Raw genomic sequence first — 13,050 nt, forward strand, 5'->3', positions numbered from 1 at the left:
CATAAATACAGCAAAGTGAGGCAAGATGAGTAAGTACGGATTTTTAGATGTGTTGGACCAGAAAATGGAGAAGGATTTTCCATACGATTTTGAAATCAATTGGGATAAGAAAAATCATGTGGTGGAGGTCGCTTTTCTGTTAGAAGTGGAAAATCAGGCAGGTATTGAAACAGTTGATGATGAGGGGATTCGGACAACAGAAGATATCTTCTTTGAAGAGGCAGTCTTATTTTATAATCCTTTAAAATCAACCGTTAAGGAAGAGGAGTATTTAGCGACTATTCCTTATGAGCAGAAAAAAGGCTTATCCAGTGAGTTTTTGGCTTATTTTGTCGGATTTTTGGCAGAAACAGCTGAAAAAGGACTGGATGATTTAATGGACTTTTTGGCAGATGATGAGGCAGAAGAATTTGCGATTGTCTGGGATAAAGAGGCTTTTGAAAATGGCAGAGTTGCTCTTAAAGAGGGAGATTTTCACCCTTATCCGAGGTATTAGAGATGTATCATCGTAGTAAAAATATCAATATTTTTCTAATGGATGGAGATGTTACAGGGAGAATGAAGTGCACCTTGTCCAATTGGACAGGAGTCCTGTATAAAATTCCTCGCATTCAACTTGCGACCCTCAAAGAACGGGACGAATTGAAACAAAGCGGCATTTATTTTTTGTTTGGCAAGGACGATGAGACCCAACAAGATATTACTTATATTGGCCAAGCAACCACTCGGAAAAATGGTGAAGGTGTCCTATTGCGTGTGCAGGAGCATACTAGAGACTCTCATGCCGATTATTTCAACGATGTCATTATTTTGACAACGCAAAACAATTCATTCGGTTCAACTGAAATTAGCTATTTGGAAAATTCGTTTACCAACCTTGCCAAGGAAGCTGGGCGATTTATCGTTAAAAATGGTAATGAGCCTAATCCAGGTCATGTGACAGAAGAGAAGCAAGCGGAGTTAGACGAAATTATTGAATATGCGACGATGATTATTGGGACATTAGGCTATAAGCTATTTGTACCGATTATTCGGAAAGAATCTGTCTTTTCTGAAAAACAGCAGGAAGACGAGCAACTGCTTCATTTGAAACGAAGGACAAAGAAATCCAAGCAGCAAATTCAAGCGACCTGCAAGCGAACTACGGAAGGGTTTGTCGTCTTAAAAGGCAGTATGGTGGATCTAATTGACGCTCCTCATCTTTCTGAATCGGTGAAGGAACTAAGAGAAGAGTTGGTGAAAAGGAATGTGATTCAAGATGGCATTTTGCAACAAAATCAACTTTTCAATAGTGCTTCAACAGCAGCTATGTTTGTACTTGGTATGAGTGCGAACGGACGGACAGAATGGAAAAACCAAGTGGGGCTCAGCTTGAAAGAACTAGAGGAACAAGAAATCAGCAAGTAAAGGAGAGACTATGTGGCAGGAATTACGGGTAGAGCTTGAGCGAGAAGGTGAGGAGATTGTATCCAATCTCTTGATTGAGCTGGGAGCACAGGGCGTTGCGATTGAAGATACGGCAGATTATCTGGACAAGGAGGATTTGTTTGGTGAGATTGTGCCTGAAAAGGAGCAATCAGACCGAATTACGATTGTTGCTTACTATCCAGAAAATTTAGCAATTGAAGATATAAAGGAGCGCCTCCTTGAGCGTTTGAAAGAAGTTAGTGACTTTTTAGATCCAAATACGGTTCGCTTGGAGGAACAGTCCTTGGAAGAAGAAGACTGGGCGGACAACTGGAAGAAATACTACGAGCCGGCGCGGATTACCCACGACTTGACCATTGTGCCATCTTGGACGGACTATGAGGCGACAGTGGGTGAGAAGGTGATTCGGCTCGATCCTGGGATGGCCTTTGGAACGGGGACGCATCCGACCACCAAGATGAGCTTGTTTGCCCTTGAGCAAGTTTTGCGAGGTGGCGAGCGGGTGCTAGATGTGGGAACAGGAAGCGGTGTGCTTTCGATTGCGAGTTCTCTTCTAGGTGCGGGGGAGATTTATGCCTATGACCTTGATGAGGTTGCGGTGCGGGTCGCTCAGGAGAACATTGATCTCAATGCGCATACGGACAATATCACGGTACAAACAGGAGATTTGCTTCGTGGCGTAGAACTTGAGGCAAATGTCATTGTAGCCAATATTTTGGCAGATATTCTGGTGTATTTGACAGATGACGCTTATCGTTTGCTGAAAGACGAAGGGTATCTGATTATGAGTGGGATTATTGCGGACAAGTTGGATATGGTATTAGAAGCAGCCTATCGTGCAGGCTTCTTCTTGGAAACCCAGATGACTCAAGGGGAATGGAATGCTCTTGTTTTGAAAAAAACACAGGACATCTCAGGTGTCATAGGAGGCTAGATGCAGCAGTATTTTGTAAAAGGTGAGGCAGTCTCAAGCCTTGTTATTGAGGACAGGGATACGATTAAGCACATGTTTCAAGTCATGCGGCTGGCAAAAGATGACCAAGTGGTGCTCGTCTTTGATGATGGTATCAAGCGCTTGGCGCGTGTGGCTGATGAAGAGAAACACCGTTTTGAGGTGCTGGACGCATTGAAAGACCAGGTTGAATTACCAGTCGAGGTGACGATTGCCTGCGGTTTTCCAAAAGGGGACAAATTAGAATTTCTCGCCCAGAAAACGACAGAGCTAGGTGCAAGTCAGCTCTGGGGCTTTCCAGCGGATTGGTCGGTAGTCAAGTGGGACGGCAAAAAGATTGCAAAAAAAGTTGAAAAACTGCAGAAAATCGCTCTTGGTGCGGCAGAGCAGAGTAAGCGTAATCGAGTGCCTGAGGTGAATGTATTTGCTAGTAAGGCGGAATTTCTAGCGGCGCTTAATCAGTTTGATAGGATTCTGATTGCCTATGAAGAGTCGGCTAAGGCAGGTGAGCGGGCGGCTTTGGTAGAAGTTCTATCAAACCTTAGAGGCGGTGAAAAGATTCTTTTTATCTTTGGGCCTGAAGGTGGATTGTCGCTTGATGAAGTCGCACAATTTGAAACAAAAGGCGGCCACAAGGTCGGTCTTGGTCCACGTATTATGCGAGCAGAAACCGCTCCGCTCTATGCTCTATCAGCAGTGAGTTTTGCTTTAGAAATGCAACAATAAAAAACTTGCGCTTGCAAGTTTTTTATTGTATAAACTTATCTCCGTATTGATGAAGAATCGCGTAGTAAACCTGTTGAGGAGTTTGGCTGCTAGTTGTCAAGATGATGTTAATCAAGGGGAAGCCCATTTTGAGGTTTGCCTTGGAACTATATTTTTGAAAAGCATTCATCTTTGCCAAATACTTGTCGTTGTCTGCTAGGGTAACAGAGATATAAGTCTGATTGAGATGGGGTTGGAGGTGGATATACATGATATCCTCCCACGGAATAAAGCCAATCGCAATGGCAGAAGACTTGTCTGTTATGCCCGTATCATCAACGATGAGAATGGGAGGGAGTTGTTTAGCAAAGATGCGTTTTGTATAAAACGCAAAGGACCAGCCGAAAAAAGCAACTCCAATCACACCAACCAAAATGAACACCAAGGACAGAATGGGAAGGTGTAGCTCACTAGAATAGGCAAAAATGCAGAGGCCTGATAGCAAGGTCATAAATAAGGAAAGGATACTCAAGACACAATAGCGGCTTTTCTTGCTTGTCACAATGATTGGTTGGTTCATGGCTTTCTCCTTTAGAGTATTTTTATTTATTATAGCATAAAGATAGGGTTTGAGCCTTTTTCTTTTTTAGCTAAAATGGTAAAATAGGAACAATAAACGGCAGGAAAAGGAAGAGAATATGAAAGAAATCAATCTAACAGGAGAAGATGTCATTGCTCTGACGGCCCAGTATATGCCGGAAGAGGATGTAGCCTTTGTTCGCAAGGCGCTGGATTATGCCGTTGAAGCGCATAGTCAGCAGTTTCGTCAATCAGGCGAGCCTTACATTATCCACCCGATTCAGGTGGCGGGGATTTTGGCCGGTTTGCAACTTGATGCGGTGACGGTTGCGTGTGGCTTTTTGCATGATGTGGTCGAAGATACCGATATTACACTAGATGAAATGGAAGCAGAGTTCGGCTCTGATGTACGCATGATTGTAGACGGCGTGACCAAGCTCGGTAAGGTTGAGTACAAGTCGCATGAAGAACAGTTGGCTGAAAATCATCGCAAGATGTTGATTGCTATGTCTAAGGACATGCGTGTCATCTTGGTCAAACTGGCAGACCGTTTGCACAATATGCGGACCTTGAAGCATCTGCGTAAAGAAAAGCAAGAGCGCATTTCACGTGAAACAATGGAAATCTATGCACCGCTCGCCCACCGTTTGGGGATCTCTTCCATCAAGTGGGAATTGGAAGATATGGCCTTTCGCTATCTGAATGAGACGGAATTTTACAAGATTACGCATCTCATGACGGAAAAGCGTAGGGAACGGGAAGCCTTGGTTAATGAGGTAGTCGATAAGATTCGTGAATTTGCGAGTGAACATCATCTCCATGGGCATATCTATGGTCGTCCCAAGCACATTTATTCGATTTATCGGAAAATGCACGACAAGAAGAAGCGTTTTGATCAACTTTATGATTTGATTGCCATTCGCTGTATTATGGAAACACCAAGTGATGTGTACGCGATGTTGGGGTATATCCATGAGTTGTGGCGTCCGATGCCGGGGCGATTTAAGGATTATATTGCAAATCCTAAGGCAAATGGTTATCAGTCAATTCATACGACAGTTTATGGTCCTAAGGGGCCGATTGAATTTCAAATTCGAACAGCAGAGATGCACCAGGTGGCAGAATATGGGGTTGCAGCGCACTGGGCCTATAAGCGCGGGGGCAAGGCTATGGCTAGCCAGCAGGAGCTCAAATGGATCAATAATTTAATTGAATTGCAGGCAGATGCAGGAGATGCGCAGACCTTTGTTGATTCTGTAAAAGACGATATTTTTACAGAACGAATCTATGTCTTTACACCAGACGGATCGGTGAGGGAACTTCCAAAAGATTCGGTGCCAATTGACTTTGCCTATGAAATTCATACTAAGATTGGAGAGAAGGCCACAGGAGCCAAGGTCAATGGCCGTATGGTGCCTTTGACAACCAAGCTAAAAACAGGTGACCAAGTCGAGATTATCACAAGTGCCAATTCTTTTGGTCCTAGTCGTGACTGGGTCAATTTGGTTAAAACCCATAAGGCGCGAAATAAAATCCGTCAATTTTTCAAAAACCAAGACAAGGAACTATCCATTACCAAGGGGCGTGAAATGGTGCAAACGCTCTTACAAGAGCACGGTTATGTGGCCAATCAGTATCTTGACCGCAAGCACCTAGATGATGTCCTACAAAAAACAAGTTATAAGACAGATGATGCTCTTTTTGCAGCTGTTGGCTTCGGAGAAATTTCTGCCATGGCTGTCTTTAACCGTTTAACAGAAAAAGAGCGCAGAGAAGCAGAACGGGCCAAGGCAAAAGCGGTAGCAGATGAATTGGTGAATGGTGGAGAAGTTAAACAAGACAATAAGGATAGTCTAAAGATTCGCCACGAAGGTGGGGTTGTCATAGAAGGGGCTTCTGGGCTCTTGATTCGCCTTGCCAAGTGTTGTAATCCAGTACCAGGTGATGAGATTACAGGCTACATTACAAAAGGACGCGGTGTGGCAGTTCACCGTGCGGACTGTATGAACCTGAAAAGTCAGGAAAACTATGAAGTACGTCTGATTGATGTATCGTGGGAAGATGAGCCATCCAGTAAGGAATATATGGCCAATATTGATATTTATGGTCTCAACCGCTCAGGTCTTCTCAACGATGTCTTAAAAGTCTTGACCAATTCGAGCAAGAATATCTCTTCTGTCAATGCGCAACCGACAAAGGATATGAAATTTGCGACCATTCACGTCTCCTTTGGGATTCCAAATCTAGCAACCTTGACCAGCGTTGTGGATAAGATTAAGTCTGTGCCAGAAGTGTATTCGGTCAAACGGACAAATGGGTAGGTAAGAATATGAAACTAGTCATCCAGCGAGTGAGTGAGGCTTCTGTAGCGATTGACGGAAAAGTTCACGGTCACATTCAGCAAGGGCTCCTTTTACTAGTCGGTGTTGGACCTGATGATTGCAAAGAAGATGTAGACTATGCAGTCAGAAAGATTGCTAATATGCGGATTTTTTCTGATGAAGAAGGAAAAATGAACCGCTCTGTGCAAGATATTGAGGGGCAAATCTTATCCATTTCGCAGTTTACCTTATTTGCGAATACGAAAAAAGGGAATCGTCCAGCCTTTACAGGAGCTGCTGCGCCAGATCTTGCAAATGACCTCTATAAGGCCTTGAATCAGGCACTAAATCAATTTGTTCCTGTCCAGACAGGAATCTTTGCGGCGGATATGCAGGTTTCGCTTGTCAATGACGGTCCAGTTACGATTTTACTGGACACTAAGGATAGATAATACGGATTGATTATCCAAATAGCAGATTTTATACTCGTCAAAAATCAAAGTCTGGCGTCGTTAACTCACCTTGCTGAACTTCAGTTCTAGCTACGATTTTGTTGCCTAGTCAGATTTTGATTTTTATAGAGTATTACAATCAGTTATAAATGAATAAAGAAAAGACCTAGACGGGCGTTTTAAAGAACGGGTTCTAGGTCTTTTACTGTATTTCGATGTATAATTCTTTGGCAATAGCAAAGGGAATGGCAATTCGTTGGTTCTTGCATTCAATCAGAATGTTTTGGGTGAAGGTATCGATTTGTTGCACGGTGAAGGTATCATTTATAGCTAAATCAACCTGCTCTAGGTACTGAAGGAGTGGGAAAGAATCATGGATACGCACCAATTGATAATTTCCAGGCTGTGTGACTTCTTCTAGGGTTTGTTGGTATTGCTCGGTTAAGAGCTGATCTTTTTGGGGAATCGTGCCACCGTGTGGACAAGTCTGAGGGGCTCCTAGGAAGGTATCTAGTTGATCAATAAAGTAATCAGACACAGTATGTTCCAACACTTCAGCTTCTTCGTGGAGCTGATTGGTGGTATAGCCAAGGTGTTCAAGGAGAAAGACCTCTATCAGGCGGTGTTTGCGGTAAAGGCGCGCAATAGTTTGGTGTCCTAGTGGAGTAAGGAGATAGCCAGCCTGTTTATCTTTTTGAATCAGCTTTTCTTCAATCATTCGCTTGGCCATTTCAGTTACAGCAGGCGGTGAGACCTGCATCTTTTCAGCGATTTCTTTATTGGTAATTTTGGGAGTGCGTGTACTAATTTCGTAGATGCACTTTAAATAATCTTCTTTATTAGGAGTCATTTGTTATCCTCTCTATCATTATATCTAGTATAACAAAAATTAGGCTGAAAAGTAAGAAACCTGATTACATATCAGAATGAGTAAAAAATCAAACTCCTATTTCACTAGGAGACAAGGCTCCAGCAAAAGAGGGGTTTGATCAAATGCCTACTCTATGAATATGGATCTCTGATAGAATTGCTCGTGGCAGGTATTGGGAATAGTCTGTGAAGCAATTATCGTTAGATGTTCAAAGAGTATAAGGGATGTTCCAAGGAGTGAAACAGCTCTATCAAGGAGAGAAGCTATAAGAGGTATGTTCGGCTGATGATGCCAACTAGGATCGAATGAATGATGCTTATAGTGAATTGAATAAAGGTTAGGACATCGTTCAGTCGCTTTGATGAACGTCCGTTCTCAATCCACTATATAACCTTGCTAGGCTCATCACTCGAGGAACAGGCCAATAAACTATTTTGCTAAGCCTTCTGCGATTTTGTCCAAATTCCATTTCATCATGGCGTAGTAGCTGTCTCCTTCTTCTCCTTCTTCAGCGACAGAGTCTGTGAAGATTTTTTCATAAATCGGGATATTGGTATCTTTTGAGACAGTTTTCATTGGACGATCGTCAACACTGCTTTCAACAAAGAGGGAAGAAACCTTGGTTTGGCGTAGTTTTTCTACTAAACTCTTGATTTGGTCAGGAGTGCCTTCTTCTTCTGTGTTGATTTCCCAAATGTAAGCAGATGGGACTTGGTAGGCTTTAGAGAAGTATTTGAAACATCCTTCACTAGTGACAATCATTTTCTTTTCAGCAGGAATGTTGTTGAATTTTTCTTTGGCTTCCTTGTCGAGAGTGCTGAGTTTTTCAAGATAGGTAGCTAAGTTTTTTTCGTAGGTTTCCTTGTTGTCAGGGTCTTTGGCAATCAATTGTTTGGCAATATTTTGGGCATAAATCATACCGTTTTCTAGGTTAAGCCAAGCATGCGGGTCTTCCTTACCTTTTTCATTTTGTCCTTCAAGGTAGATGACTTCAACGCCATCGCTCACTGCAAAATAATCTTTGTTTTCTGTTTTCTTAGCATTCTGGACTAATTTTGTGAACCAAGCATTTCCACCGGTCTCAAGGTTAATACCGTTGTAGAAAATAAGGTCTGCTTGAGATGTCTTTTTCACATCTTCAGGTAAGGGTTCGTATTCGTGAGGATCTTGCCCAACGGGTACGATACTGTGCAAATCAATTTTATCCCCTGCAATATTTTTGGTCATATCGGCAATGATGGAATTGGTTGTGACAACCTTTAATTTGCCGTGTTCGGCTGTTTTGTTGCTACTGGTTGAGCAAGCTGCAAGCCCAAAAATTGCAAAGACTGCAAGGGCTAAGATAGAGAGTTTTTTCATTAAGTTCTCCTTATGAATGAGACGACTTTTTGATGTAGCGCATCAAGATTCCCTGTTTTGGGGCAAAAAGAAAGCTTATCAAAAAGAAAGTGGCTGAAGTCAGCACGATACTGGAACCCGCGGCAATATTAAAACTATATCCGATAAAGAGTCCAACAATAGAAGCAAGAGCTCCCAAGGTGGAGGATAGGAAAATCATGGTTTTAAGACTGTTTGCATAGAGATAGGCAGTAGCGGCTGGTGTAATCAGCATGGCAACAATGAGAATGGTTCCGACACTTTGCATGGCTGTGACCGAAACCAAGGTCAGCAAAATCATGAGTAGATAATGGTATGCATTAACTGGCATGCCCATGGATTTTGCAAGTAAGGGGTCAAAAGAGGTTATCAAGAGTGGCTTAAAGAAGAAGAGAATGACTAGAAGAACGAAAATGGCGACGCCAATTGTAATCCATTTATCCACATCTTGTACGGCCAAGATATTCCCAAATAAAATATGAAATAAATCAGTCGAGCTATTGGCTACACCGATGAGAATAACCCCTAGAGCCAAAAAGGCTGAGAAGGTAATTCCGATAGCGGTATCGCTCTTGATAATACTATTTCCCTTGATATATGTAATCATGACCGATGCGAGAAGGCCAAAGGCAATCGCACCGATGAAAAAGTTAATGCCTAAGATATAAGAAAGAGCAACGCCTGGTAAAACGGCATGAGAAATTGCATCTCCCATGAGTGACAAGCCCCGTAAGATAATAAAGCAACCAACAGCTCCAGCGACAATACCAATGACAATGGCGGTCACCACAGCATTTTGCAGAAAGTGAAAGCTATGCAAGCCCTCGATAAATTCTTGAATCATTTTGCTTCATCCTCCATTAGTATCACATGATTGCCATAGGCTACTTGGAGATTCTTCTTGGTGAAGGTAGTCTCTGTTTTTCCAAAGGCAATGAGTTTACGGTTTAGAAGAAGCACGTGGTCAAAATAGTGTTTGACCTTGTCCAAATCATGGTGGACGATTAGAATGGTTTTTCCTTCTGCCTTGAGCTGTCTAAGCGTGGTCATTATGATTTCTTCGCTGACAGAATCAATTCCTACGAATGGTTCATCCAGAAAGATGTAATCTGCTTCCTGTACTAAGCAACGTGCGATGAGAACGCGTTGGAATTGCCCACCGGAAAGCTCGCTAATTTGACGGTCAGCGTACTCTTTCAAGCCAACTAAATCAAGAGCTGTTTCAACCTTTTTCCAGTGGCTCGTTTTTAGGCGTTCAAAAAATGTAATTTTAGGATAAAGACCTAGTGATACACATTCTTTAACGGTAATTGGAAAGGTAAAGTCAATCGCAGCTTTTTGCTCAACGTAGGCAATCTTTCCACGCTGCTTACGAATATCCTTGCCGTCTAGGATTGTTTTTCCGTCATGGTCAATAATATGGAGCATGGCCTTCAATAAAGTTGATTTCCCCGCTCCATTTGGCCCTAAAATTCCTGTAATAGTCGGACCTTGGATCCGTAAATTGATTGCGTCCAGCGCTAATACCTGATGGTAGCGGACACTGAGTTGTTCTATTTCGATCATCATTCATACCTCGTATATTTTTTAATATACCTTAATTTAAAAATTAAGTCAAGTTAATTTTTTTAAAAAATAACATTTTTTTCAATTTCAAAAGGCAGAAAGTGAGGTATGTGAGCATTTTCTAATTTTTTAGTGCAAATCAGGGAAAATGTGAGGAAATATCTGCAATTTTTTTGGCTTTCTGCTATCATATAGATAGAAAAAAGAAAAGAAAAGAGGTAGCATATGGTACGGTTACAAGATGATTTTTATGAAGCAATCAATGGTAGTTGGGCAGAAACAGCTGTTATTCCAAATGACAAGCCTGTAACAGGCGGTTTTATCGACTTGCATGATGAGATTGAGGACTTGATGCTGTCAACAACAGCCAAGTGGTTAAAAGGTGAAGAAGCTCCTGAAGACAGCGTGCTTCAAAATTTTATCAAATACCACCGCTTAGCAGCAGACCATGAAAAAAGAGAAGCAGATGGTATTGCGCCAGCTCTTTCTTTGATTGAAGAATATAAAAATCTTCAGTCTTTTGCAGATTTTGTGGAAAAAATGGCTGCATTTGAATTGGCCGGAAAACCAAATGGTCTGCCGTTTGGCATTGCGCCTGACTTTATGGATGCTAAGACCAATGTCCTTTGGGCAGGTGAGCCAAGCACTATCTTACCAGATACGACCTACTATGCAGAAGACCACCCACAAAAAGCAGAGTTATTGGCTCTTTGGCGTCAGTCAGAGACAGATGTGCTTCGCAAATTTGACTTTTCAGATGAAGAAATTACGGATTTATTAGATAAAGTGGAAGAGTTGGATGCGCGTGTGGCAAACATCGTTCTGTCAAACGAAGAGCAATCGGAGTATGTCAAACTCTATCATCCGTATGCATTTGCGGATTTTGCAGCACTTGTTCCAACGCTTCCGTTAGACAGTTTCTTTATGCAGGTCATGGGTCAAGTCCCAGACAAGATTATTGTGGAAAATCCTCGTTTCTGGGAAGCTGCCAAGGATTTTTACTGCGAAGGGAATTGGGAGTATTTAAAAGCGAGCTTACTTGTCAATGCAGTTGGTTCGGTGACAGCTTACGTGACAGATGAAATCAGGGTCTTGTCAGGAGCTTATGGGCGGGCCTTATCAGGTACGCCAGAGGCACAAAATAAGGAAAAAGCAGCTTTTTACTTGGCTCAAGCTCCATTTGACCAAGCCTTGGGCTTATGGTATGCGGGTGAAAAATTCTCACCGGAAGCCAAAGCTGATGTGGAGCACAAAGTTGCTACCATGATTGAGGTTTATAAAGAGCGCTTGGCAGCAAATGATTGGTTAACAGAAGAAACCAAGCGACAAGCCATTGTCAAACTTGGGGTCATCAAACCCTATATCGGTTATCCTGAGAAATTGCCAGAGCGATATTATGACAAGGTTATTGATGAGAATCTTTCTCTCCTTGAAAATGCGCAGTTCTTGAAAGAGTTATCTATCAAGTATTCATGGAGCAAATGGAATCAGCCTGTGGATGACAGCGAATGGGGTATGCCAGCCCACATGGTCAACGCCTACTACAGTCCACAGCAAAACAAAATCGTCTTTCCAGCAGCCATTTTACAAGCGCCCTTCTATTCATTGGAGCAAACATCTTCTGAAAACTATGGGGGGATCGGCGCAGTAATTGCCCACGAAATTTCGCATGCTTTTGATACCAATGGGGCTTCCTTTGATGAAAATGGTAGCTTGAAAAACTGGTGGACTGAGGAAGATTATGCAGCCTTCAAAGAAAAAACGCAAAAAGTCGTCGATCTTTTTGAAGGACAAGATTCTTATGGGGCTAAGGTCAATGGGAAATTGACGGTATCTGAAAACGTGGCAGACCTGGGCGGACTTGCCGCAGCACTCGAGGCTGCAAAACGCGATGAGGATTTCTCAGCAGAAGAATTCTTCACCAACTGGGGGCGTATCTGGCGCATGAAGGCACGGACAGAGTATATGCAGTTGTTAGCAAGTGTTGATGTTCACGGACCTGCTAAACTGCGTGTCAATCTCCAAGTGCCAAACTTTGCAGAATTCTTTGAGACCTTTGAAGTAAGAGAAGAAGATGACATGTGGCGCAAACCAGAAGACCGCGTGGTGATTTGGTAAAAACATCTTCAAATAGTAAAACCGCATACAATCAGTGTCTTCTAGAACTTGATTGTATGCGGTTTTACTATTTGCCTAGCTTCGTTTTAGATAGAGATAATTTCCTAGAGCAAGTAAGCTCAATGCGAGACTGGCTAGGAAGTAGAAGAGTGGTGTTGGATGAATGGGTTCTGCTGAGATTGTGTTCCAAATTGGCTCCAAAATGAAAATCAGGCTGATAGCGATGAAGAAACGATAGCGGAGCTTGGTTTTCATTTTGCGGTTGACAACCAGCGGAAAAGTAAAGAAATTAGCGAAAGGTGAGAAATGCAAGGTTGGCTGTATATGTGGAAAGATGAGCATGGTTAGGGCAATGGCTCCACATAACAAGGCGTTTAGCAGGCAGAAATGTTCCCAATAGTAAAATAGTTCCTTTTTCATGGTGATACCTTCATTTTTTTCTTATAGAAATCATTTTTCATGGATAAAATTGTAAAAAACAGTCCGCTGGCTCGCTATTAGGGAAATGGGATCTGGTTAGAAAATGACAGAAAGATGTCCAATCAGCAAACAAACCTTTTTTCTTTAGTATATCGCTTTCAATATGAGAAATCAAGAAAATCCTGAATTTTCTATCTCGTCTTCTATCGCAAATGCCCTACAAAATGGTATAATGGGAATATCATACAAAATTGGAGAGAA

General features: G+C 42.3%; 13 protein-coding genes. 7 read left to right on the forward strand and 6 right to left on the reverse strand.

Features of this window, described 5'->3' with window-relative positions; all coding sequences use genetic code 11:
* Positions 1-25 precede the first annotated feature (25 nt).
* Genes CHF41_RS00530 through CHF41_RS00545 form a run of 4 tightly spaced genes read left to right on the forward strand, consistent with a single transcriptional unit; the run spans position 26 to position 3,106 of the window.
* Positions 26-496 (forward strand): DUF3013 family protein, encoded by a 471-nt coding sequence (locus CHF41_RS00530; protein WP_119875522.1) that lies wholly within the window; start codon positions 26-28, stop codon positions 494-496.
* Between the two features lie 2 nt (positions 497-498).
* Positions 499-1,407: a GIY-YIG nuclease family protein gene (locus tag CHF41_RS00535; RefSeq protein WP_119875523.1), complete on the forward strand. Its 909-nt coding sequence runs from the start codon at positions 499-501 to the stop codon at positions 1,405-1,407.
* A 10-nt stretch (positions 1,408-1,417) separates the two neighbouring features.
* Positions 1,418-2,362: a 50S ribosomal protein L11 methyltransferase gene (prmA, locus tag CHF41_RS00540; protein ID WP_119875524.1), complete on the forward strand. Its 945-nt coding sequence runs from the start codon at positions 1,418-1,420 to the stop codon at positions 2,360-2,362.
* Entirely contained in the window at positions 2,363-3,106 is a 744-nt protein-coding gene (locus CHF41_RS00545) for a 16S rRNA (uracil(1498)-N(3))-methyltransferase (RefSeq protein ID WP_119875525.1), read from the forward strand.
* A 22-nt stretch (positions 3,107-3,128) separates the two neighbouring features.
* Here the strand turns inward: CHF41_RS00545 and CHF41_RS00550 are convergent, their stop codons facing one another.
* A complete protein-coding gene (locus CHF41_RS00550; RefSeq protein ID WP_119875526.1) occupies positions 3,129-3,665 on the reverse strand; it encodes an STM3941 family protein in 537 nt (178 codons plus the stop codon).
* Positions 3,666-3,783: 118 nt separating this feature from the next.
* Here CHF41_RS00550 and CHF41_RS00555 point away from each other — a divergent pair, with 118 nt between their 5' ends.
* Both CHF41_RS00555 and dtd read left to right on the forward strand, forming a co-directional pair.
* Positions 3,784-5,985 carry a RelA/SpoT family protein gene (locus CHF41_RS00555; protein ID WP_119875527.1) on the forward strand — a complete coding sequence of 734 codons (2,202 nt, stop codon included), beginning with the start codon at positions 3,784-3,786 and terminating at the stop codon, positions 5,983-5,985.
* An 8-nt stretch (positions 5,986-5,993) separates the two neighbouring features.
* Positions 5,994-6,437, forward strand: a complete 444-nt coding sequence (gene dtd, locus CHF41_RS00560) for a D-aminoacyl-tRNA deacylase (protein ID WP_119875528.1) — start codon at positions 5,994-5,996, stop codon at positions 6,435-6,437.
* 202 nt (positions 6,438-6,639) lie between these two features.
* Here the strand turns inward: dtd and CHF41_RS00565 are convergent, their stop codons facing one another.
* From CHF41_RS00565 to CHF41_RS00580, 4 genes are all read right to left on the reverse strand, one after another.
* A complete protein-coding gene (locus tag CHF41_RS00565; protein ID WP_119875529.1) occupies positions 6,640-7,287 on the reverse strand; it encodes a metal-dependent transcriptional regulator in 648 nt (215 codons plus the stop codon).
* Between the two features lie 450 nt (positions 7,288-7,737).
* Entirely contained in the window at positions 7,738-8,667 is a 930-nt protein-coding gene (locus CHF41_RS00570; protein WP_119875530.1) for a metal ABC transporter substrate-binding protein, read from the reverse strand.
* A 10-nt stretch (positions 8,668-8,677) separates the two neighbouring features.
* A complete protein-coding gene (locus CHF41_RS00575; protein ID WP_119875531.1) occupies positions 8,678-9,529 on the reverse strand; it encodes a metal ABC transporter permease in 852 nt (283 codons plus the stop codon).
* Positions 9,526-10,251 (reverse strand): metal ABC transporter ATP-binding protein, encoded by a 726-nt coding sequence (locus tag CHF41_RS00580; protein ID WP_119875532.1) that lies wholly within the window; start codon positions 10,249-10,251, stop codon positions 9,526-9,528. The genes CHF41_RS00575 and CHF41_RS00580 overlap by 4 nt, the downstream gene beginning before the upstream one ends.
* A 225-nt stretch (positions 10,252-10,476) precedes the next feature.
* Here CHF41_RS00580 and CHF41_RS00585 point away from each other — a divergent pair, with 225 nt between their 5' ends.
* A complete protein-coding gene (locus CHF41_RS00585; protein ID WP_119875533.1) occupies positions 10,477-12,369 on the forward strand; it encodes a M13-type metalloendopeptidase in 1,893 nt (630 codons plus the stop codon).
* Between the two features lie 75 nt (positions 12,370-12,444).
* Here the strand turns inward: CHF41_RS00585 and CHF41_RS00590 are convergent, their stop codons facing one another.
* A complete protein-coding gene (locus CHF41_RS00590) occupies positions 12,445-12,789 on the reverse strand; it encodes a hypothetical protein (RefSeq protein ID WP_119875534.1) in 345 nt (114 codons plus the stop codon).
* Positions 12,790-13,050: the final 261 nt, after the last annotated feature.

Source organism: Streptococcus respiraculi, from assembly GCF_003595525.1.
In the GTDB taxonomy this organism is placed as follows: domain Bacteria; phylum Bacillota; class Bacilli; order Lactobacillales; family Streptococcaceae; genus Streptococcus; species Streptococcus respiraculi.

Bases quoted from the DNA above. Each gene is read 5' to 3' on its own strand.
- CHF41_RS00555 (WP_119875527.1), top strand. From the start codon at position 3,784: ATGAAAGAAATCAATCTAACAGGAGAAGATGTCATTGCTCTGACGGCC.
- CHF41_RS00565 (WP_119875529.1), bottom strand. From the start codon at position 7,287: ATGACTCCTAATAAAGAAGATTATTTAAAGTGCATCTACGAAATTAGT.
- CHF41_RS00575 (WP_119875531.1), bottom strand. From the start codon at position 9,529: ATGATTCAAGAATTTATCGAGGGCTTGCATAGCTTTCACTTTCTGCAA.
- CHF41_RS00550 (WP_119875526.1), bottom strand. From the start codon at position 3,665: ATGAACCAACCAATCATTGTGACAAGCAAGAAAAGCCGCTATTGTGTC.
- CHF41_RS00570 (WP_119875530.1), bottom strand. From the start codon at position 8,667: ATGAAAAAACTCTCTATCTTAGCCCTTGCAGTCTTTGCAATTTTTGGG.
- CHF41_RS00580 (WP_119875532.1), bottom strand. From the start codon at position 10,251: ATGATCGAAATAGAACAACTCAGTGTCCGCTACCATCAGGTATTAGCG.
- CHF41_RS00530 (WP_119875522.1), top strand. From the start codon at position 26: ATGAGTAAGTACGGATTTTTAGATGTGTTGGACCAGAAAATGGAGAAG.
- dtd (WP_119875528.1), top strand. From the start codon at position 5,994: ATGAAACTAGTCATCCAGCGAGTGAGTGAGGCTTCTGTAGCGATTGAC.
- CHF41_RS00590 (WP_119875534.1), bottom strand. From the start codon at position 12,789: ATGAAAAAGGAACTATTTTACTATTGGGAACATTTCTGCCTGCTAAAC.
- CHF41_RS00585 (WP_119875533.1), top strand. From the start codon at position 10,477: ATGGTACGGTTACAAGATGATTTTTATGAAGCAATCAATGGTAGTTGG.
- CHF41_RS00535 (WP_119875523.1), top strand. From the start codon at position 499: ATGTATCATCGTAGTAAAAATATCAATATTTTTCTAATGGATGGAGAT.
- prmA (WP_119875524.1), top strand. From the start codon at position 1,418: ATGTGGCAGGAATTACGGGTAGAGCTTGAGCGAGAAGGTGAGGAGATT.
- CHF41_RS00545 (WP_119875525.1), top strand. From the start codon at position 2,363: ATGCAGCAGTATTTTGTAAAAGGTGAGGCAGTCTCAAGCCTTGTTATT.